Here is a 20,376-nt window from a genome sequence, read left to right on the forward strand (position 1 = left end):
ATGTGGGAGTCTCCGGAGACAGGTGCCTCAGGAGACGGCGACGGTGGCGGCGGGCGCCGTGTCCGCGAGTTCGGCCATGACCTCGGACCACGCGACGGGACGGGTCAGCCGGCGCCGGTAACGCGTCACGAGCTTGGGCTGGTTCATGCCGAACACCGCTGTGAGCTCCTCGCCGCGGCGGTACAGCGCGACGAAGCGCGCATCGCCGGTTGACCCGTGGGCGACCACCACCTCATCGAAACCCACCGCGCTGCCCACCATCTGGATCTTGTGTTCGCCGAGGTCGGACCACACCCAGGGCACCGTGACGAAGTCGCGCACCTCGGCACATCCGTGATGCGCCAGGAGGCGCTGTCCGGCGTGCCGCCCCTGCCGTACCGCGTTGTCCCAGTGCTCCACACGGCGCAGCTCCCCAAAGCGCCCGTTGGGCCAGCGGGCGACGTCACCTGCGGCGACGACTCGGTCACCTGCTGCGAGCGTGGCGTCGCACTCGACGCCGTTGTCCAGGACGAGCCCTGAGCCGTCGAGCCACGATGTCTCCGGCACGATGCCGAGCCCGAGCACGACGACGTCGGCGGATACCGATGACCCGTCCCGCAGGACGACCGACTCGACTCGGTCAGTGCCCGCAAGGCGGGTGGCGGCGGCGCAGGTCACCAACCGCACGCCGCGCGCCAGCAGGGGCGCCATGACCGCGGCTCCCACCTGGCGGCCGAGGACGCGCTCGAACGGAGCGGACTGCACCTCCAGCATCGTGACCTCGTGGCCCTGCTCGATACACGCGTTCGCCACCTCGGCTCCGATGAAGCCGCCACCGACCACGACCACCCGCAGGCCGCCGGGCCTGGCGATGTCGTCACGCAGGGCAACCGCGTCGGCGAGCGTGCGCAGCACGTGCGAGCCGGGCAGGTCGGAGCCGGGCAGCGTCCGGGGCGTGCCCCCGGTCGCGATCACGACGCCACCGGACGCGTCGAGCGTCAGGCCGTCGGCGAGCGTCACGCGCGGTCCGTCGAGGTCGAGCCTGGTGGCCGCGACACCCGTGCGCCAGGTCAGCCGGGGGTCGTCGAGCGTCGGCAAGGTGCACTGCGCGGGTTCCCACTGGCCCAGCAGCAGCTGCTTGGACAGCGGCGGCCGGTCGTAGGGCGCCGCGGACTCGGCGCCGACCACGGTCACCGAGGAGACCTCGGGCGACTCCAGCAGCGCCTCGGCGGCGTGCAGACCCGCCAGCGACGCGCCCACGACGACGACGGGCCCGATAGGCCCGGTCACGACGCGACCCCCGCGAACAGCGACGCCGGTGTGGACACCAGGAGCGAGTCCAACTGCTTTTGGCTGACGCCACGCGCGCGGAGACCAGGCACGATGACGTCGCTCACCCGGGTCGGGACCCAGGTGTCGGAAATCACCACGCCGGGCTCCATCCAGTCGCAGAACAGCAGCGCGTCGTGCGACAGGACGATGCGGTCGGCATACCCTTCCGCGCACAGGGTCGCGAGCACGTCCATGCGTGCTTCCTCGGACGGGGTGCCGGGCAGGTACAGACCGAAGCGGTCATCGCCCATGACCGCGCCGCGGTCCATCAGCGCCCGCAGGTAGTCGAGGTCGTCGGTGTCGCCGCTGTGCGCGACCACCACGGTCCCCAGGTCGGCGCCCTCGTCAGCAAGGATGTCGAGCAGCTGCTGGGCCTGTCGGTCCGCCGGGTGGGTGTGAGCGGTGATGGGGGCGCCGGTCTCGGCCGAGGCGCGGGCCGCCGCCCGCAGGATCCGGACGTTGTTCTCGGTGAAGCCCTCGGTGTCGGTGGCCACCTTGATCGACTGGGCCCTGACGCCCGAGTCCCCGATGCCGACGGTGAGGTCACGCAGAAACATCCGGGTGAGGATGTCGTCCGCGACAGAGGTGGGCTTGCGAAACTGCACGTGGTACGGCAGGTAGTCGTAGGTGTAGATGCCGGTGGACATGATCAGGTGGATGTCGACCCGCTCGTTGACCTCACGGACGAAGTCCATGTCGCGGCCGTGGAAGTACGCGGTGCAGTCCAGGATCGAGGTGATGCCACGATCGCGGATCTCCTGCAACCGGCTGACGACGTCCTCGACGACTTCCGACCGGTCGCCGCCCCAGCTCAGTTCGGGATAGAACTTCGCGAACTCCACGCTGGAGGTGACGACATGCTCGTGAGCCAGCATCGGCCCCAGGTCGGACAGCGCGACGGGGCCGCGGACGGTCTCGACCGTGCCCTCGACCGCACTCATGACGACGATCCTGCCGCGGTGGTGGACAGGGCGTGCTTGGGGCAGACCCGTACCGCCGATCGGACCTGCTCAAGATCGTCGAGGCCGACCTCCTCCTTCAGCTGCAGCAGCTCGTCGTCATCGGAAAGCTCGAAGAAGCCCGGTGCCTCGATGGCGCAGACTCCGTTCGCGTCGCACAGGGCCCAGTCCACAGTGACCTTCATCTGTTCCTCTCCTTCATGTGTGGTGATACGGGTACTCATCGGACGGTGTCCGTCCCGGTGCTTTTCGTGCCGGCACAGGCCGGCTCCGTCCTCGTCCGAGGCCGGTGATAGCGGTCACGCCAGTCGTCGCGGCGCTTCGCGTCGGCGGCGAAGCCTGCGGTCACATGACCGATGTCGCTGCCGATCGAGACGAGTTGGACGCCGGCGGCGAGCAGCCACTCGGCCATCTCGGTCGACAGGGCGGGAGCGCCTACGACCACCCCATGTCGCTCGGCGGCTGCCACGACGCGCTCGACCGGTCCCCGCAGCACATCCGGCTTCCAGGCGTCGGCCAGTGCGTGTCCCAGGTCCAGAGCGAGGTCGACAGGGCCGAGGAACAGGCCGTCAAGACCGGGAGTCGCGGCGATGGCATCGACATCGGCCAGGCCCGCGGCCGTCTCGATCATCGCCAGACACAGGGGGCTTCCACTGTCGTGCCCAAGGTCGTAGAAGCTGCGCACCGGCCCGAAAGACCGGGTCCCCAGCGGCGGGTAGCGCACGGCCGCGACCATGTCGGCCGCCTCCTGCGCGGACGACACGAGGGGCACCACGACGCCGGCGGCGCCGAGGTCGAGCGCCCGCATGATCAGCCGAGGGTCGTTGGCGCCGACGCGCACGAGCGGCGCGGACCCCCCGAGCTCGACCGCCTGGATACACGCGAGAAGGTCGCCGTCACTCACGGCCCCGTGCTGCGTATCGAACAGCACCCAGTCCATCCCGGCCCGCCCCGCCACTTCGGCCAGCAATGTCGAGCCCACGCACGACCACAGGCCGAGCGAGGGATGTCCCGCGGCCACGGCCGCTTTGATGGCGTTCATGTGTGTAGCCTGGCCGAAACGTGACCGATACCTCCAATATCAACGGTGATGACCAAAGGGAATCGTCACCATTGGCGGTGCTGTCACGACGGAGGCAGAGCATGTGGCACACGCGGGATCTCAAGTATTTCGTCGCAGTGGCCGAGCATCAGCACTTCACTCGCGCGGCGAACGCTCTGTACGTCTCGCAATCGGCGCTGAGCAAGCAGGTCGCCTCGCTCGAGCGCACGGTGGGAGCGCAGCTCTTCGACCGGATGCACGACGGCGCCCGGCTGACTCCGCCCGGCGAGGCGCTCCTGCCCTACGCCCGCCAGGTGCTCCTGTTGTCCGAGCAGGCCGAGTCGGCAGTCCGGCGAGCGGCGACACGGGGCAAGGACCTCACGATCGGGTTTTGGCTGTCACCCGGCAACGGTCTGATTTCGGAGGCTCTCAGGACTCTTGGCTCCTCGCACCCCGGCACACGCGTCACCTTCCGCCGCGCCGACTGGTCCGAGCCCACCGCCGGAATCGACACCCACCACTGCGACGTGGCGTTGCTGTGGGTCGATCCCGGCTTCGTCCTCCGCGGCATGCACCAGATCGTGCTGGCGAGTGAGTCGCTGGTGCTGGCGATGCCGCCGTCCCACCCACTGGCCCAGCAGGACCTCGTGCATGTCGACGCTCTGGTCGACGAGGTCATGCTCGCCATCCCGCCAGGCACCAGCACCGCCTCGGCGGCAAGTCGCCGGCTTACGCAGTTGGGTGCGGCCTCCTGTCTCGTGCGCGCGATCGATGAGACGCAGGAGAGCATCATGAGCGGTTTGGGCGTCATCGCGGTCCCGCAGTCCATCGCCGCGGCCCACCTGCGGCCCCCGATCGTGACGCGGCCGCTGGTCGGCGCGACGGGTCTTGATCTGGTGGCGGCGTGGCGCCCGTCCGACGAGTCGCACCCGGAGCTGCGCGCACTCGTGGAGTGTCTGGTGCAGGCCGCACCCGTCGCGCTGCACGCCGCGGACTGACACCGTCGGGGCCCGTCCGCTTCCCTCAGTAGCCCATCGCCATATGGAATCGCCATGGATGTTGGACACCGCTGCGCGCACCCCGCATCGTCGGAAACGACCGCGAGAAGGTGGCGGCCGCAACGTCACGGGACGTGATGAAGGAAGCGGGAAACAACATGAGTGCAGTGGCCGAGCAGGCTGAAAACCGAAACGAGGAATTCTCGTACGATCCGTTCACGCCAGCGGTGATGAACAATCCTTTGCCCTTTTACGCACACCTGCGCGAGCACCACCCGGTCTATTACATCGAGCAGTACGACACGTACTTTCTGTCGCGTTTCCAGGACGCGTGGGACTTCCTGTCGATTTCGGACAACACATTCGTCGGGGCCGAGGGCACGCTGCCGCCGCCGGAAGTGCTGCGCCGGATCAGTCGGGGTGACATCCCGGACGTCCCGCTCGACCCGCTGGGACCGCACGGCTTCCAGCCCTCGCCGTACTACGAGATCCTGCGTCAGGGGCACGGAAAGCCGCTGCGCCCCGGTGCCGTCGGACGTCTCGCCGACTACGTCCGCGAGGTGACGCGCGAGCGACTCGATCTGCTCGTGCCACGAGGAACCTTCGACCTGACGCAGCACTTCGGCGGCATCGTCTCCGCCTCGGTCATGTGCCACATGTTCCGCCTGCCCGTCAGCGAGGCGAAGTACGTCCTCGACACGGTCAACTCGGTGTCGATGACCGACCCCGAGAAGGGCGGCTCCGACATCGCTCTGCTGTTCCAGCGGCTGCGCGAGATCGTCGAGCCGGTGGTCCGCGCCCGCCGCAAGGAGGGGCCCGACGGCGGTTTCCCGCTCGTGGACGGCATGTTCGACGTCAATCTGCCGGGGCGCGGACCCCTCACTGATCGCGAGATCGCCGATACCATCGCCGTCGTCCTGCTCGGTGGCACCGAGACGGTGCCGAAGGTCGTCGCGCACGGCCTGTGGGAGCTGTCGAAGGACCCGGCCCAGTGGGACGCGGTCCGCAGCGATCCCGCCCAGCACGCCGGCGCCGCGTTCGAGGAGATGGTCCGCTACTGCGGACCGGCGCAATGGTTCCTGCGCACGGTCCGCCGGCCGGCGGTCGTGGCCGGCCAGGAGATGCGTCCTGGCCAGCGCGTCGCGTACCTCCTGCCCTCAGCGGCCCGCGACGAGCGTGAGTACGGCGACGACGCCGACAGCTTCCGCTGGAACCGTGAGATCTCCCGCACCATCAACTTCGGCCACGGTCAGCACTTCTGCATCGGCATCCACCTCGCCCGGCTCGAAGGCCGCATCCTGGTCGAGGAGTTCGTCAAGCGGGTCGATCACTTCGAGGTCGACACCGCCCGGGCGGTGCGACGCCCGTCCAACTTCCAGTGGGGCTGGAACGAGCTGCCGATCCACGTTCCTTAGGGCGTTCCGTCGAGCTGACGGTTCCCTCGCTGGGCACCTCGCCAGACCCCTCGCCAGGCTGCGGCGGCGCCATCGCGCTCGTGTTCAGCCGCAGCAGGTCGCTTTCCACCGCATTCGTTCCACCGCACTCGAAGGAGTACCAACACCATGGGCATTCTCACCAGCAGCTCGGAGACGGCGTTCACGCAATCCCCCGCAACTGTCTATGACTTCGTCACCGACCCGCGCAACTGGCCCAAGACCTACCCGGGCAGCACCGGCATCGAAGGGGTCGAAGAGCTGCCGCTCAAGGTGGGCGACGTCTGGAGCGAGAAGGGTCAAATCGGGGCCGAGGAACAGCTCTTCACCTGGCGTCTCCTGACAGCTGTCCGGCCCACCAAGTTCGTCTTCCAGTCCATCGGCCTGCTGGGTAAGCACCTTGACGGCACCGGCGGCTGGGAGGGAATCATGACGATCTCCTACACCTTCTCGACGCCCGGAACCGGCGTCACGTTGTTCCACCGGAACTTGAGTACCGAGGTACCCAAGTTCGCCACCATCCCCGACGCCATATTGCTGTCACATGCGCCCTCGCACATCGACTCCTACCACGAGGGTGTCGGCAAGTTGCTCGGTTGACAAGCGATCCCCGGGCGGGGCTCGAGTCGGATCCACCGGCTTTATGTCTGTGGATAGTTCCTCTGTTCTGTCCGGGGAGGTTGTGGACAGTGGCGATGATCACCGTCGGGGGATCCTGAACGAGTGAGGGCCTTCCGGGTTCGCTGTGGATTGCGACAGTCGCCGGCGAGTTTGTCCGCGAGGGGTCTCGGGAGCCATGAAGAAAGTGTGATCGCGGGGCAGTTGGTGCACCCCGCTCCCTCTCCTGCGGTGCTGCGACCCACGATCCGGCACGGGAGTCTCACCGGCATCCCAGCACGATCCCAGCACGGGATTCGCGACAAAGTACGAGAGGGCTCAGCATCCTCGTCGCTGCACAACAGCGCCGGCAAGGGGGACCAGCAACACCGGCCTGGTCTCCAGCACCCGGTCCCCGGCCCGTTGCGGCATCCCCTCGAAGGCGCCTTCGGCATCCATCAGGTACGGCACCTCGTCGACGACCAGCACGCCCGCCCGGTCGGCGGGCAGCGCCACCGCCAGCACGTCGAACGCGGCGTCCCAGCTCTCCGGCCGTGCGGCGGTCACGAGCGCCAACGGCAGCGTCGAGGCCCGGGCGTCCCGGGTCAGTCGTACAAGATCATCCCTGGGGACGCACCGGTCGCCGCACAGAACAAGAACGGAGCTCCGGAGCGCCCCGCAAACCGCTCGACCTGTCGCGACTTGCCGACCCGGCGCCGCCCGCGCAACATCACGCACCGACCGGGCCGCTCCCCGCCGCCACCTCCTGCAGCTCCCGCTCCAACGTCGCCAGCTACTGATGACGACCTACAAAATCAGCCACGTCCGCCGACCTCCACGCATGGAACCAACACCCGTGTTAGTAAATCGGACATAAGCGGCATGCCCGCCCCGCGCCAGTCAGCCGAAGACCGTCGATCTGGGCACGGCCGACCAACCCACCCAGCGCGGGAACCAGCAACGGAAACCAGCAAGGGGCCGGCTCCCGAAAGAGCCGACCCCTTGCCGCCTGCAGACTTGACGAACTACCTGGCCCGCAGTAACAAGCCGATTACACGTTGAAGCGGAACGTTCAAGAAACCCCCTGCTCCCCAATGTTCCCAAGGGTTTCACCTCTCCCGGAGGGTGCTGGGTCAGCACCAAGTCAGCACGGTGTCGATCAGTCAGCACGGTCACGCCGCCAGCGCCGACGCCGATACCAACGCCTGACGAGGAACCGACGGGCGCAGCGCCTCCTGCATGACGTCCCGGCACCGGTCCCACGCCTCCGGCACCAGGTGCCCGTACGTGTCGACGGTCGTCTTGATGTTGCGGTGACCGAGCCAACGGCTCACCTCGTGGATCGGCACGCCGTTCGCCAGGGCGGTCGAGGCGAAGAAGTGACGCAGCGAGTGCGGCGTGTACTTCGACTTCCCGTCCGGCGTCACCACACCGGCCGCCGTCAGCGCCTTGCGCCAGTGGTACCCGTACGTCGAGGCCGTAGGCATCTTGCCCTTGCCGCGCTCGCGCGGGGCAAACAGCACCTCGAAGCCGTCCAGCTCAACCGTTCCCCAGCGCTTCAGATGCACCCCGAGTTCCTGGTCGAGGAAGAGTGGCGTGGGCACGTCCCGGAACTCCTCCGCCGTACGGTGCTTGAGCGGGACGAAGCGTGTGACGCAGTCACCCTGGTTGGCCTTCGCGCTGATCTGCCGACGCAGCCGGAGGAAGCCGTCGCGCTGACAGTCGGCCGAGAAGCCGAGGGTCTCGCTGATGCGCAGCCCCGCGCCCGCCTGGAGCCACACCGTCAGCCGGTACTGATCGGACATGGCCGCCGCAATGGCGTACACCTCGGCCAGCGTAGGGATCTCGTCCGGGTCGACCGCAGCGCCCGCTGTCTTCAGCGGCGGCACCTCATCGCACGGGCTGTCAGGTATCCGGCGCTCCTTCACGGCCGCCGTCATCATGCTGCGCAGGATGTTCATGCGGTCGTTGACCGTCGCAGCCGCCAACCCCCGTGTCACCATGGCCGTTTGGAGCTTCTTCACGTCCGCGACGATGAGACCGCTGAGCGTCCGGGAGCCCAGTTCGGGGATCAGGTGATTGGAGAGGAAGCCCTGATAGTTGCGCCGGGTGGACTCGTTCACCTGGTGCTGCTCCAACCACTCCTCGGCCCACTTCCGCAGCGAGATCTGACCGAGCTGGGGGTCGATGTAGACACCCTGGCGCTTGTCGTTCTCCGCCTTGACGCCGAAGCTCTCTGCTTCCTTCTTCGTCGGGAACGAACGCTCGCGCTGCCGTGCGCTTCTCCCTCCCGGCTCCCGGTAGCGTACGGTCCACAGGTGCGCGCACCGGGTCTTGTTCTGGCAGTCACACTTCTTCAGTTCCTGCGCCATGCTTCATCCCCCTGAGTGTCGCGTTGGCCTTCTCTGTCAGTCGCCCGCCCGCTTTGCCTTCGACCTTCGTCAGGAAGCCCCTCTGCCGAGCGGCTCGCAGGTGGCCCTTCACCGTGGCTGGGTTCAAGTCGAACGCCACGGCCAGGCGCTGCGCCGGGGCGCGCTCCCCGGCATCAACGAAGTGCACGTAGAGGGCAGACAGCACCGCCAGGCGCTCATCCGTGACCCCGCCCGGCATGGCGGCCAGTAGTTCACCGAGGTCGCGAATTTCCATCTCGGCAGCATCCGCAAGGGATCGCATCGCGGCGAAGTCCTCGCTTGGCGGGGCTGTGTTGATCTGCCGGAGAACAGTGCTCGTGATGCCGCGTGCGACCTCCTGCGGGTCAGCATCGTCCGTAGGCGCGATGTGGATCTCTCGGGGGCCTCCTGACCCGATGGCACCGGGCGGCCGATACATGGTCACCATCCATGCGCCGAAGCGCTTGGTGACAGTCACACCGGGCTGCGGATCCGCTCCGGGAGGCTGAGGTGTCGTGTTCATAGCTGAAACATAAGTCGATCACCCGCCTTCGTCAAGTCCGGATGCGACAAAGCCGGACTTGACCAAGCTGGATGGACAGCTCAAGATGTGAACGTCCACCTGCCGTCCCTGAAGGAGACCAGTCTTTGCACCACAACCGCCTCATGGCCATCGATGAACTGGCCGAGTACCTGGGCCAGAAGCCCGCGTGGATCTACAACAACCATCGAGCACTCGGCATCCCGTCGCGGAAGGTCGGTGGCAGCCTGCGGTTCCGCCTATCCGAGGTCGACCGTTGGATCGACCGAGAGTGCCCGGTCTCGGCCTGACCTGATTTTGCCCTCACCCGTACCCGACCGAAAGGAGGTCACATGATCCCGCCGCCTGGCGGGAGGACGCCGGCGCGCCTGAGCGCCGTGAACGAAAGGGCGGCCACCCACCATGGGAGCCATCAAGGACAAGGGGCGGCAGCTCCACCAGATCGAGCGTGTCCCGTACGAGGATGCCTTCCTCATCGGCGATCTCCTCTCGACCCGCATCACGACCCTGGCTGGAGAGCCGAAGGCGGGTAAGACGCTGTTCGCCGCGGGGATGGGCATAGCGCTGATCAACGGGGAGAAGGAATTCCTCGGGCAGCCCGTGCTCCGGAAGCTCGACCACATCGTGTTCGGCCTGACCGACGACGGCGCCCCAGAGGAACTGAAGGAGCGTCTGCACGGCGCTGTACCAGCCGACTCGGTCACCGTGTTCCCCGTCGAGGACCCCGGACACTCCGACTACTGGCCGGGCATCGTGGACGACCTCATAGACATGAAGCCCGGGCTGTTCGTCCTGGACAACATCATCGGTGCGCTTGCCCCCGGTGAAGACATCGCGTCCTCCGTCACCGCGCAGCGCGTCATGCGCAACCTGAAGCCGATCAGCCAAGCGGGCATCCCCGTGCTCCTCGTAACCCATACACCCAAGGGACCGGCAGAAGGCATGTCCGTCGCCTCGTCGCCCATCGGAGGCCGTGCGATCGCGGCAGGTTCCCGGGCGGTGATCGCGCTGCGCAACTCCGAGAAGTACGGACGCCGCGTCCAGACCATCATCAACCGAGCCACGGAGGACCTGAACCTGCGAGTCGCCGTACGTCCAACTGGCGACGCCAGCGAGGTGCCGATCTGGGAGCGCGTGCACACGAAGCCCCAGCGCGGGCCGAGCATTCAGACAGCGACTCCGTGGCAGGAACTGCTCACCGAACAGATCATCAAGGAGCAGCCTGAAGAGACCTCCATCGCCGGACTCGCTCATCGCTACGCCGACGGCGCCGGCAAGGCGGTCAGCACCATCCGGGCGGAGCTCACGAAGCGCCTTGTCCTCACCTGCGAGGGATGGGCAGCGGCGTAGTGAACTGCTGATGATGACGCCTCCCCCTTATAAAGACTTCGTCATCAACCTCCACCTCGCTCCGCTCGGCAAGCCCCACTCCGCACGTGACCTGCGCACTTACGTAAGCAAGTCAGATTCTCTGAACTCTGGCGGCCTTCGGCCGACCAGCACGCAGGCCACTGGAAGACTGGGGAGATCAAGAGGGCCGCTTCGCGACCCCCCTCGCAGGCCCAGCGGCGAACGGGAAGTAACAGTGCGGCCCCGGAGGGGACCGCCAGTAGACGTACAACTCGACGGCGAAGCAAAGAGGGCGCGTCAGCGCCCACAGCGCAAGGGACTACGACAAGCACGGCGGCCGAAGGCCGCCCACATCGGAAAGCCCCTGCCAACTACGGCCCGACGCTGTTGGTTAATTCGGGGTCGTGATCAATTCGCCCCGCCGATCTTTTGGTCGGCGGGGCGAAGTCGTGCGAAGTGGCTGGTGCGGGTGAGGGCTCGTGGGGTGCCGGTGAGGTGGGCGTCGATGCGTGCGAGGTTGATGGCGGCGCCGGTGAGCTGGTGCTGGAGAGTGGTCTTGGCCAGACCCTGGTAGCGGGACCTGCGCAGGCCACAGCGCTGGACGCCTTGGGAGATCGTGCCTTCGACTCCCGCACGGGTCTTGTAGCGCTCCTTCCAGGTGTCGGTTTCCTGTTCGGCGCGGGCCTGGCGGAGGGCCTCATGTTCGGCGCGGGGCTGCAGGGTGAGGCGTCTGCCGGTGCTGGAGGTTGTGCACTGCTCACGGACCGGGCAGGGCCGGCAGTCGCCCTTGTTGAAGCGGACCCGGATCACGGGAGTACCTTCCTCGGAACGGTCGGGGTTCCAGCGTCTGGTGGTCTTGCCTCCCGGGCAGGTCACCTGCTTGTTCTCCCAGTTGATGGTGAAGGCATCGCCGGTGAAGCCGCCGTCCGCGCGGGTCTGGGGACTGCCGTCCCTCTTGGCCGGTCCGGTAAGTGTGATGCCGTACTCGCGACGGGCGTGGACGAACTCGTGCGCGTCGACGTATCCAGCGTCGACCAGATGCTCACCGGGCAGACAGCCCGCTTCGGCGAGCCGGGCATGCACGGCCTGGGTCATCGACACGTCGGGGACCGTCGCGTCGGTGGTGGCCACGTTCGTGATCAGGTTCGGAGCGTCGGGCTCGCAGGTCTCGGTGAGGTGGACCTTGTAGCCGTCCCAGAAGGTGTCGCGTTTGACGCTGCCGCGCGCCTGGATGTCATAGGGGGTGACCAGGCGCATCGCGCCCGGCGGCCGGTCTTTTGGGTCCCGCCGCCTCACCCCGCCGTCGACCAGGTGGAAGTACTGCACCTATGCCCGCCGCAGGGTTTCCACCTCGTCCAACATGCACAGGCCGGGGGGAGCGGCGGGAGCGAAGACCGCCTCAAGCAGCCGCGTTCCGTCCCTGCCGATCCGCAGTCCCACCTCGTCCCGCTTGGTGCGGGCCTGGGGAAACCGGGAGTCTTCGGCCTTCGTCGCGTAGTGCCTGAACCAGTCCGGCTCCGCGACACCGGCCAGCCAGTCGGGGGCCGCCTTGGCCAGCGCGTTCAACGCCGAGCGCAGTGTTTCCGCGACCAGCTCCAGCCAGCACAGCTGACGGGCCGCGGACAGCACGTGCGTGGAGTCGGTGCGGGCCCGGCCGGCCGTCTTGAGCAGGCCCTTCTCCCGGGCCGCGGCCAGGATGCCGTCCAGCACCCGCCGCCCGGCATCCACCTCGACCAGCCGGTCCCGGAACTCCGACAGGACCGAGAAATCGAAGCCCGGATCGCCGAGGTCCAGCGCGAGGGCGTACTTGAAGTCGATCCTGGCCCGCACTGCCTCCGCGGCCTGCCGGTCGGTCAGGCCTTCCACGAACTGCAACACCAGCACCAATGCCAGCCGCCCCGGCGACCAGGCGGGCTTCCCCCGGGCCGGGAACAGGTCCGCGAACTCATCGTCAGTGAACAACGGCCCCAACTCGTCCCGGACCCGGACCGCCAAGCTCCCCTTCGGGAACGCGGCCCGCGCCACCCGCACCGTCTCCGCCGGGATCTCCCCTGAACCCTTCGGCTGCAAAGACATCCACACCCACCCCATACGACAACGTCGGCCTTCAAGACCACAACCAGGTCTTGAAGGCCGACGTCACGCTCGACCCCGAATTAACCAACAGCGTCACTACGGCCCCTGCCGGGGCCGACAGCGGTAAGGACCTTTCACGGGGCGCTGTCGCGCCCCTCCTAACGAAGAGGTCAACGGCAAGGCGGCCCCTGAGGGGGCCGTCAAGTACGAAGCCCCTTACCCCTTCGCCGCTGCCTCCCCTCGGGGTCGCTGTCGCGGCCCACTCGGTGCAGCTCTGCTCAAGTGCTCACTCTGCTGCTCCTCGCCGCCGAACTAAACCTCGGACTACTCCAAGATCCCCAGCACGGGAAGGGAGAATCCGCGGTCCTTGAGAAGCGCCGAGCAAGACCACTCTCAAATGGGGACGCCCCAGGCACCCTTCATGACGTCCGCCGCGTGGATAGGCGCATCACAAGTTGACGGCAGCTTCGATCGATCCACCGTCTCCGGCCCTGGCCACGGGTACCGTGCCGTCGCTCACCAAGTCCACGACCGTATCGGCGTGTTCCCTGATCAGATAGTCCATGGCGTGCTCGGTCGACGACTGGTACTCAAGCTGCTCGCTGTAGAAGCGGAGACGTTCCTGAGCGTCCTCGATGATCTCGCCCCAGGTACGCACCCAGATCCGATAGGCAGGCTGGTTGACGGCGCATCCGGGCATCCGGTCTGGCTGGTGGGCAAGTTGGCGGAGGCCGTCGTCCATGGCATTGCCGACGAGCCAAAAGTCCCAAGTCACCTTGGGATCCCGGAACCTGTCGTCGTTCATGACCGCTTGCGCGTAGCCGTTGATCTGCGCGAACTCGGTCATACCGAGGGTGACACTCGACCTCTTGAGCTCCACCACGAGATGGTGACGCTCCCCTTTGCGCTGCCGGGCAGCACGGGACAGCATCAGGTCGACGATCCCCCGGCTCCCGTCCTCCCTCAAGACAGGGGCCGGTACTGGCGCATCCCGGTCGAGAAGACGACAGTGCTGCCTCAGCACCTCGTTCAGACTGCGATCACTGACGTGCAGTCCGTACTCCTCACCGAAGATCCAGCACTCGTTCTCCAGGATCCGGTGCAGCTCGGTGCGCTCCTTGACCCGCCCCTTGGCCACGGGCTCGAAGACGAGGTGCTCCAGAGCCGACAGGAAATCGAGACGTCCGGTCGTCGCCGTCGACGCCTTGATCAGGGCGGACAGTGGCGTACGGTCCAGCAGCCGGCTGAGTTCCGTCTGTTCCTGCTTGGAGAGCGCGAAGAGCTCCTCGGCGATGCGAAGCACTTCGCTCGGCTCGTGCGTCAGGACGGAGCGCAGAAGTGCGAAGGACACCTTCTGGGCCCTCTTGCTCGCCGGCAAGTGCCGGACGACTGCGGTCGCCACTGCGTCGAAGGTCTCGCGTTCCGCGCGCTCCTGATCATTGGCGGGCTCGCCCGCATACGGGTAGAAGCCTTCCGCGCGCCACGAGTCGACGAGCTCCTGACGGCGTTCGTCGGCGCGGGAACGGAAATGCGCACGCATATGCTCGCGAGCTTCAGCCAGCACCTCGGCAGCGGGCCCTTCCGGCGTCCAATCGGCAAAGACGAGGTCACCGGCCGAATCGTCCTCGAACCCCGCCCAGGAGAGGTATGCCGTGAAGTGGAAGCCCGGAGCCTGGATCTCCGGCTTCAGTTGCGCCAACGACATCTCTCGGCCGTCGCACAGGATCAGAGCCCTGGAGAAGGGACGCGACCATTCGATGATCTTCAGCTGGGCCGACGGGTGAGGACTTCCCGACGGAGCCGCCACCTCGTATGTGTCGACGTGAACCTGTTCCGACGCCGGGTCCAGCCGCATCCCGTCGTAGGTGATGCAGATGTCCGGGTACGCCTCCAGGTGGAGCGCGAAGGCGGCGGTGAGCGCGGTACGGGCGGCGTCCTCGGTCAGCTTCTGAAGGTCCTCGCCGCCGAACGCTTCGAAGGCTGTCCCTGTCGCTTCGACCGTCAGATCGGGACCGGTGACGTCGAACTCGTCCATGGAACTGCGGTCGGACTCGATGACGACACGACGACGGCTCCCCTTCGCTTCACTCACGCTGATCCAGCGCACCTCAGTGCCGAGCGCGAACGCCCGGACCCGACCTCGCCCGTTCTTCCCGTGCAGCACACGCTTCTTGACCTCACTGGCTTGCGCGCGCTTCTTCCACGACGTACCGATCTGCTCGAAGTAGTCGCCGCACTTCTCCGCGTCGATGCCGGTGCCATCGTCGATCACGGCAACCCGGTCGACGCCACCGAAGTCGTTGCGCTCAAGCTCCACGGTGACGTGTTCGGCATCCGCATCGAGGGAGTTCCAGATCAGCTCCTCGATGGCTCCAACGGGATGACGCAGTCGAGCGAGCTCCTCGACGTGGCCCCGCCCTACGGTCAACCGAAGCTTCGCCATGGGGTCCAGCACCTTCCGCGTCATCGCCATCTGATGGATTTGCGAGAGAAGCGCGATGCTTCCCCCATCATTAACTCGGATACCTGATAAACGTCACTCAAAGCTTTCGAGCAACGAAAGTGCGTCCACAGTCTTCGCAGCCTTCAGGCCGGATGTGGGGCTGGCGCTGTGGCGAAGGCCCTGTCCAGACCGGAGCAGCTCCAGCCGTGCTCAACGTCCCGCCCAGAGCTCGTCAGAGAGCGGTGCGGCGTTCAAACCATCACGACGGCTGCGCCAGTCCGGCAGGAAGCCGTCCATCAACTCGACAAAGCGCTGGCCATGTCCCCGTTCGAGATAGTGGACCATCTCGTGAACAACGACGTACTCAAGGCACTCTGGATGCTTCTTGGCCAGTTCGGAGTTGAACCACAGGCGGCGGGTTTCCCGGTTGCAGGAGCCCCACTTCGTCTTCATCCGCCGGATGCCCCACCACGGCACCGAAACCCCTAGCTTCGACTCCCAGCGCTCGATGAGCGCAGGGATGGCCTGCCGGAGTTGCTCGCGGCACCACTGGTCGAGCAAGTCACGACGGCGTTCGTCACTCGTGCCGATCGGCACGTACAGCAGCATGCGGTCGCCGTCGATTTCAACATGCAGGCGTCCTGGCCGCTCGATGACCTTCAGGCGACGCCGCACACCCCAGACGTAGTGGGACTCGCCGCTGACCATCTCGCGCACCGACTGCCGCTGGGCTGAACGCAGTTGATCCTGCTGACGCTTGATCCACGGCAACCGCTGGATGACGGCCAGGCGGACCTGATCGTCATCCAGCTGTTGGGGGGCAGCCACCCGAACACGCCCTATGGGTGGGTAGACGCCGATGTGCAGGTTCTTGATGTCCTTGTAGATCACGTGGACGTCAATGCCCCGAACAGCGAGGTGGGCGCTAGTGGTACTCATTCCGTGCTTTCACCAGTTCAAAGAGCTCGTCAAGCCGATCGAAGTCCTCGGGAAGTGTCCGCTTGAGCGCGTTGCGGACCTTGCGCTCCCTCAACGAGTTTCCCACCCACGCGTGCGGCTTGGAGTGGAGCACCGTCGTATCAACCTCGGCGGCCAAACGCTCATCAGGTAGGAAGAAGTCGACTAGCGCCCGCTTCGCCCCGTTGTTGGCCCAGGTGGGGTACTTATAGGAGTCACCTGAATCTCCTCTGCCGAGCTGCGCGGCAGCCTCCAACAATTTAGCCAGGTAGTCCTGGTACTCGATCGCACCCTTGCGTCGCTCCTCGATTATGGCGTCGAGCAGCTCTGACATCTTGTCGAAGTACTTCGGGTTCGTCGCATGCTCTTCGATGATCAGCTTGCGCATGTTGTTGGCGACCGTCTCGGCAACCGCTTCAGGACTGTTCTTGATTCCCTTCGGCAACTTGTCCAGGGCTCCTGCGCCGAGTTCGACGATGAGCTGGACGAGCCCGGTCTCCTCGAAGTTGGACACGGTCTCGGACGCGTCTGCCTGGATGTAGGTGTCCAGGAGGAACCGCATACCGGCCTCGTACTGCTTGAAGTCGACGTCCTCGCCGGCCCCGAGCTTCACCTCGTCGCGGACAGCCGTGTAGTGCCGGATCTCAGCCCGGATGTCCTCAATCTCCTGGCTGGTGTACTCGGCGGCTTCCATGTCGTTGGCCAGATTGGCGTAGGCCCGTGTGACCGCGGCTACGGCCTTGTAGAGCTCGACCCGCTTGGGCTCGTTGGCCTTGAGTTGCTGGGCGTTGCCCGGTTCTGCCGCGCAGAAGTACTGCTGATACTGGAGCGTATCTTGTGGGGGCGCGACCACCTCGCAGAGTGCGCGAATCTGTTCCAGCGCATCGTCAAGCGCCTCCCGCCCCTTGCCGATCCGGTCGGCCAACAAGCCCTCAATGTCCTGCGGTTCATACCCTTCGAGTGCACCGGAGGTGTAGTCGGTGATGGCGTCCTGGAGCGAGTTGAACAGATCCCGGTAGTCGACGATACCGCCGAATTCCTTGTCGTCCCCATCGAGGCGGTTGACCCGGCAGATGGCCTGGAACAGGCCGTGATCACTCATCTTCTTGTCGATGTAGAGGTACGTGGCGCTCGGAGCGTCGAACCCGGTCAGAAGCTTGTCGACCACGATGAGCAGGCGCATGCGGCCGGGCTCCTCGACAAACCGCCGCTTGACCTCTTTCTCGAACTCTTCGACCTTCGTCATGGCGACGTCTTCGGACTCTCCGAAGTGGTCAGCGAGCATCCTTCGGTAGATGTCGTACTGGCGAAGCTTCTCGGTCTGACCTGCGCCGGAGTCCTCCTTGGAGATGTCGCCAGGGCGCGGGACATAACTGGTGACGATGGCGCACTTCCCCCGGAAGCCCGCGTTGCTGAACAGCTCGTAAAACTTGCACGCCTGGTAGATACTCTCCCCTACGAGCATGGCGTTGCCCCGCCCGTCCATCAGGCGGGGCTTGGTCTCCATATCGAGCAGGATGTCCTGCACGATCTGCTTCGCCCGGGGCTCGGAGGAGACGACCTTCTGCATCGTGCCCCAGCGCTTCTTCAGCTCCGCCTTGGACAGGTCGGTCATGCCTCTGGTCTTGGCCTCGAACCACTTGTCCACCTGTGCTGGCGACGTCAGGTGCTGGTCGATAGCACGAGCCTCATAGCGCAGATCGAGTACGACGCCGTCCTCGACGGCCTCGTCGAACTTGTACGTGTGGATGAACGACCCGAAGGTCTCCATGCTGGTGGCCTTGTCCGCCTTGAGCAGCGGTGTTCCCGTGAACCCGATGAACATGGCGCCCGGCAGCAGATCCTTCATCGCGTCGTGCATCTTGCCGGACTGGGTGCGGTGGGCCTCGTCGACGAAGACGAAGAGGTTGCCCTTAGCCTTGAAGCCCTTGGGGAGCCTGGCCTTTAGCTCCTTGATGAACTCGTTGCTCGCCTCGGCTGCATCCTTGCTATCCCCTGAGCTACCGAACTTGTGGACAAGAGAGCAGATGAGCCACTCGGCAGATTTGTTCAGAGTGTCCAAGAGATCCACACCACTACTGGTGCGATAGATCTGTTCGTTGACGCCATTGAAGACCTTCTCGATCTGCTCGTCCAGCTCAGTGCGATCGGTGATCAGCAGAACTCGCGGGTCCCCCTGGTGTTCCCGGATCCACTTCGCCAACCACACCATCGTGAGCGACTTGCCCGAACCCTGGGTGTGCCAGATGATGCCGCCCTCACGTCGGCCGATACGCTCCTGCGCTGCCTTGACGCCGAAGTACTGGTTGTGGCGGCACACCTTACGCACACCGGAGTCGAAGACGGTGAAGTCATGGATCAGCTCAAGCAGCCGCTTCTTGTCGCAGAGTTGGAGCACGGCACGGTCCAGCGGGCCCTCGACGGCAGCCTCCTCCTCTTCTTCCTCTTCCTTCCACGCCAGCCAGTACTTCTCAGGGGTGTCGATAACTCCGTAACGCAGACCTTCCACGTCGTTGCCGGCGAGCGCGAGCTGGACCGTGGAGAAGAATGACCGGATGAACTGGGGCTTCTGATTCCCAATGGTCTGCCGGATACCCTCACTCACGGCCACACGGGAGCGCTTGAGTTCCAGAGTCACCAGAGCCAGGCCGTTGACGTAGAGAACGATGTCGGGCCGCTTCGTCTGCTTACCGACAATCGTCACCTCCTCGACAACGACAAAGTCATTGGCCTGCGGGTTCGCCCAATCGATGAGCCAGACCGTCTCGTACTGCTCACCAGCTCCCGGCTTGACCTTGGCCCCGTAGCGCAGCAACTCGTAGACGTCTCGGTTCGCCTCGTACAGGTCACGACCACCACCGAGCGCTGCAGCTTTCCTCAGCTGGTCGATCGCTTTGTTGACGAGGGCGCTGTCGTAGCCGCGGGCGCGGAGGTTCTGCTCCAGCAGCTCGGCCTCGATGTTCGAGTTGCCCGCGCGGTACTCCCAGCTACCGAGGTAGCGGTAGCCCAGTTGCTCCTTGAATAGCTGGACAATCCTATTCTGCGCCTCGCGCTCGACCTGCCCAACGTTGCTCATACTGCGATTTCCTTAGCACGAAGGTGGACACGGCCAGTCAAGAGCTGCTGCATCATGCCCTGTTTGACGTCTCGCGCCTTGGCTAGACGGTCATAAAGAGAGGCAATCGCGCAATCTACAGCGTGCACCGTATCGGCAATTCGGTCTTGCTCGTGGGGCGGCGGCGTGGGCACTTCGAGGGCCAAGAGTTTATCTTTGGGGATATTCTTCATGCTACCGCTGGTTCCCGTAGCAAACCCACGCACGGCACGCGACCCAAATCCCGAGCTCAGATAGTAGCCAAGCCAACGCATATTTACCTGCCGGCCATTGCCTCGTTTAGGGCGGGCCAACCAAAGTCGATCAGGGAGGTACAAGTTGGCATAGTCACGCTCGACGTACCCAACCTCGCCAACCAGATTCGGCGTATTCATTCGGCTAATAATCAGGCTTCCTGCTACAGGGCTACAACGCGCCCGCTCAACGTCCTGAGAAATTACCGACTTAGCTTCGGCTGGGTCGAACTGTCCGCCGCTAACAGCCGACGTCTTCAGTACGGAAATTCCATTAGAAGCCTGCTCAGACGAGCGAACGCTGATTCCAGCTTCCAGCCCATCAATAAGGACAGATAGGCGGGAACAAGGCCAGACGGAGAGGCTAACCTCGTCAGCCAAAAGCTTCTGCAGCAAGCCTTGCTTGATCGCCACTTTTTTGGCGATCATCCGCTCCAACGCAGCGATTAGATCGTCTGAGTCTCTAAGCGCCGAAGCAATCTGATGCTGCTCCGGTGCGGGTGGCAAAGGTAGCTCAATGCTTCGAACAATCGCTCCGCTGAGGTTAGGCTGGCCACCCTGAGTGTATCGATCAATGATCTGATCACGATTCGCCTGGAGCCACTGGAAAAGAAACTCGGCGGCGATCCGTCGTGGAACCATCGCAAGCACTGCCTGATTGATGGCGCCGCCAACGCAGGTCACCGCAGGAACCCCAGCAGTCGCTCCATACAGTGCAATCAAGGGAGTTCCCGGCTCGACAAACTTTGCGGAGGACCTCTCCAGTCCGAGGCGAGTGATACGTCCCTTGACAGACACAATGCGACCTTGGTTCAAGTCCGCAGAAACAATCCATGGAATATCACCGCCATAGTAATCCAGACGCGCAGTCGACGGCGTGCCACCACTGTACGTAAGGCAGACCGATCCAATCGTCGCCATATCCCATGAA

Annotated in this window: 15 protein-coding genes and 2 pseudogenes; 5 read left to right on the forward strand and 12 right to left on the reverse strand. The window is 65.3% G+C overall.

Features of this window, described 5'->3' with window-relative positions:
• Positions 1–27 precede the first annotated feature (27 nt).
• The 4 genes from AB0N66_RS18505 to AB0N66_RS18520 are packed head-to-tail and all read right to left on the reverse strand — an operon-like array spanning position 28 to position 3,312.
• The gene (locus AB0N66_RS18505; RefSeq protein ID WP_365435598.1) at positions 28–1,269 is read right to left on the reverse strand and encodes an FAD/NAD(P)-binding oxidoreductase; all 1,242 of its coding nucleotides are present in this window, start codon (positions 1,267–1,269) and stop codon (positions 28–30) included.
• On the reverse strand, positions 1,266–2,252 hold the full coding sequence (locus AB0N66_RS18510) for a phosphotriesterase-related protein (protein WP_365435601.1): 987 nt from the start codon (positions 2,250–2,252) through the stop codon (positions 1,266–1,268). The genes AB0N66_RS18505 and AB0N66_RS18510 overlap by 4 nt, the downstream gene beginning before the upstream one ends.
• Positions 2,249–2,455 (reverse strand): ferredoxin, encoded by a 207-nt coding sequence (locus tag AB0N66_RS18515; RefSeq protein WP_365435604.1) that lies wholly within the window; start codon positions 2,453–2,455, stop codon positions 2,249–2,251. The genes AB0N66_RS18510 and AB0N66_RS18515 overlap by 4 nt, the downstream gene beginning before the upstream one ends.
• A 35-nt stretch (positions 2,456–2,490) precedes the next feature.
• Complete coding sequence (locus AB0N66_RS18520; RefSeq protein ID WP_365435607.1) at positions 2,491–3,312, reverse strand: aldolase/citrate lyase family protein; 822 nt, start codon at positions 3,310–3,312, stop codon at positions 2,491–2,493.
• A 101-nt stretch (positions 3,313–3,413) separates the two neighbouring features.
• Between AB0N66_RS18520 and AB0N66_RS18525 the strand changes: the two genes are divergently transcribed.
• The 3 genes from AB0N66_RS18525 to AB0N66_RS18535 all read left to right on the forward strand — a co-directional run bounded on the left by AB0N66_RS18525 (position 3,414) and on the right by AB0N66_RS18535 (position 6,343).
• Positions 3,414–4,310 (forward strand): LysR family transcriptional regulator, encoded by an 897-nt coding sequence (locus AB0N66_RS18525; RefSeq protein WP_365435610.1) that lies wholly within the window; start codon positions 3,414–3,416, stop codon positions 4,308–4,310.
• Between the two features lie 230 nt (positions 4,311–4,540).
• The gene (locus AB0N66_RS18530; protein ID WP_365435613.1) at positions 4,541–5,725 is read left to right on the forward strand and encodes a cytochrome P450; all 1,185 of its coding nucleotides are present in this window, start codon (positions 4,541–4,543) and stop codon (positions 5,723–5,725) included.
• A 147-nt stretch (positions 5,726–5,872) separates the two neighbouring features.
• Positions 5,873–6,343 (forward strand): SRPBCC family protein, encoded by a 471-nt coding sequence (locus AB0N66_RS18535; protein WP_365435616.1) that lies wholly within the window; start codon positions 5,873–5,875, stop codon positions 6,341–6,343.
• Positions 6,344–6,718: 375 nt separating this feature from the next.
• Here AB0N66_RS18535 and AB0N66_RS18540 read toward each other — a convergent pair.
• The 3 genes and pseudogenes from AB0N66_RS18540 to AB0N66_RS18550 all read right to left on the reverse strand — a co-directional run.
• Positions 6,719–7,133 (reverse strand): annotated as a pseudogene (locus tag AB0N66_RS18540) (ATP-binding protein); the annotation flags it as partial.
• A gap of 379 nt (positions 7,134–7,512) precedes the next feature.
• Positions 7,513–8,712 (reverse strand): tyrosine-type recombinase/integrase, encoded by a 1,200-nt coding sequence (locus tag AB0N66_RS18545; protein ID WP_365435619.1) that lies wholly within the window; start codon positions 8,710–8,712, stop codon positions 7,513–7,515.
• Positions 8,687–9,253, reverse strand: a complete 567-nt coding sequence (locus tag AB0N66_RS18550) for a hypothetical protein (RefSeq protein WP_365435622.1) — start codon at positions 9,251–9,253, stop codon at positions 8,687–8,689. The genes AB0N66_RS18545 and AB0N66_RS18550 overlap by 26 nt, the downstream gene beginning before the upstream one ends.
• Positions 9,254–9,378: 125 nt before the next feature.
• Here AB0N66_RS18550 and AB0N66_RS18555 point away from each other — a divergent pair, with 125 nt between their 5' ends.
• The gene (locus tag AB0N66_RS18555; RefSeq protein WP_365435625.1) at positions 9,379–9,561 is read left to right on the forward strand and encodes a helix-turn-helix domain-containing protein; all 183 of its coding nucleotides are present in this window, start codon (positions 9,379–9,381) and stop codon (positions 9,559–9,561) included.
• Between the two features lie 112 nt (positions 9,562–9,673).
• A complete protein-coding gene (locus AB0N66_RS18560; RefSeq protein ID WP_365435628.1) occupies positions 9,674–10,621 on the forward strand; it encodes an AAA family ATPase in 948 nt (315 codons plus the stop codon).
• Positions 10,622–11,029: 408 nt separating this feature from the next.
• On the opposite strand, the pseudogene AB0N66_RS18565 reads toward AB0N66_RS18560, so the two are convergent.
• From AB0N66_RS18565 to AB0N66_RS18585, 5 genes and pseudogenes are all read right to left on the reverse strand, one after another.
• Positions 11,030–12,697, reverse strand: a pseudogene (locus AB0N66_RS18565) (IS1182 family transposase).
• A gap of 448 nt (positions 12,698–13,145) precedes the next feature.
• Positions 13,146–15,140 (reverse strand): ATP-binding protein, encoded by a 1,995-nt coding sequence (locus AB0N66_RS18570; protein WP_365435631.1) that lies wholly within the window; start codon positions 15,138–15,140, stop codon positions 13,146–13,148.
• A 210-nt stretch (positions 15,141–15,350) separates the two neighbouring features.
• Complete coding sequence (locus tag AB0N66_RS18575; protein ID WP_365435634.1) at positions 15,351–16,031, reverse strand: SprT family zinc-dependent metalloprotease; 681 nt, start codon at positions 16,029–16,031, stop codon at positions 15,351–15,353.
• A gap of 34 nt (positions 16,032–16,065) precedes the next feature.
• Complete coding sequence (locus AB0N66_RS18580) at positions 16,066–19,173, reverse strand: HsdR family type I site-specific deoxyribonuclease (protein WP_365435637.1); 3,108 nt, start codon at positions 19,171–19,173, stop codon at positions 16,066–16,068.
• Positions 19,170–20,366 (reverse strand): restriction endonuclease subunit S, encoded by a 1,197-nt coding sequence (locus AB0N66_RS18585; protein ID WP_365435640.1) that lies wholly within the window; start codon positions 20,364–20,366, stop codon positions 19,170–19,172. Before AB0N66_RS18585 ends, AB0N66_RS18580 begins: the two co-directional genes overlap by 4 nt.
• Positions 20,367–20,376 lie beyond the last annotated feature (10 nt).

This window comes from Streptomyces sp. NPDC093544, assembly GCF_040683495.1.
GTDB lineage: Bacteria > Actinomycetota > Actinomycetes > Streptomycetales > Streptomycetaceae > Streptomyces.

Bases quoted from the DNA above. Each gene is read 5' to 3' on its own strand.
- AB0N66_RS18585 (WP_365435640.1), bottom strand. From the start codon at position 20,366: ATGGCGACGATTGGATCGGTCTGCCTTACGTACAGTGGTGGCACGCCG.
- AB0N66_RS18530 (WP_365435613.1), top strand. From the start codon at position 4,541: ATGAACAATCCTTTGCCCTTTTACGCACACCTGCGCGAGCACCACCCG.
- AB0N66_RS18535 (WP_365435616.1), top strand. From the start codon at position 5,873: ATGGGCATTCTCACCAGCAGCTCGGAGACGGCGTTCACGCAATCCCCC.
- AB0N66_RS18515 (WP_365435604.1), bottom strand. From the start codon at position 2,455: ATGAAGGTCACTGTGGACTGGGCCCTGTGCGACGCGAACGGAGTCTGC.
- AB0N66_RS18510 (WP_365435601.1), bottom strand. From the start codon at position 2,252: ATGAGTGCGGTCGAGGGCACGGTCGAGACCGTCCGCGGCCCCGTCGCG.
- AB0N66_RS18520 (WP_365435607.1), bottom strand. From the start codon at position 3,312: ATGAACGCCATCAAAGCGGCCGTGGCCGCGGGACATCCCTCGCTCGGC.
- AB0N66_RS18570 (WP_365435631.1), bottom strand. From the start codon at position 15,140: ATGGCGAAGCTTCGGTTGACCGTAGGGCGGGGCCACGTCGAGGAGCTC.
- AB0N66_RS18545 (WP_365435619.1), bottom strand. From the start codon at position 8,712: ATGGCGCAGGAACTGAAGAAGTGTGACTGCCAGAACAAGACCCGGTGC.
- AB0N66_RS18580 (WP_365435637.1), bottom strand. From the start codon at position 19,173: ATGAGCAACGTTGGGCAGGTCGAGCGCGAGGCGCAGAATAGGATTGTC.
- AB0N66_RS18560 (WP_365435628.1), top strand. From the start codon at position 9,674: ATGGGAGCCATCAAGGACAAGGGGCGGCAGCTCCACCAGATCGAGCGT.
- AB0N66_RS18550 (WP_365435622.1), bottom strand. From the start codon at position 9,253: ATGAACACGACACCTCAGCCTCCCGGAGCGGATCCGCAGCCCGGTGTG.
- AB0N66_RS18525 (WP_365435610.1), top strand. From the start codon at position 3,414: ATGTGGCACACGCGGGATCTCAAGTATTTCGTCGCAGTGGCCGAGCAT.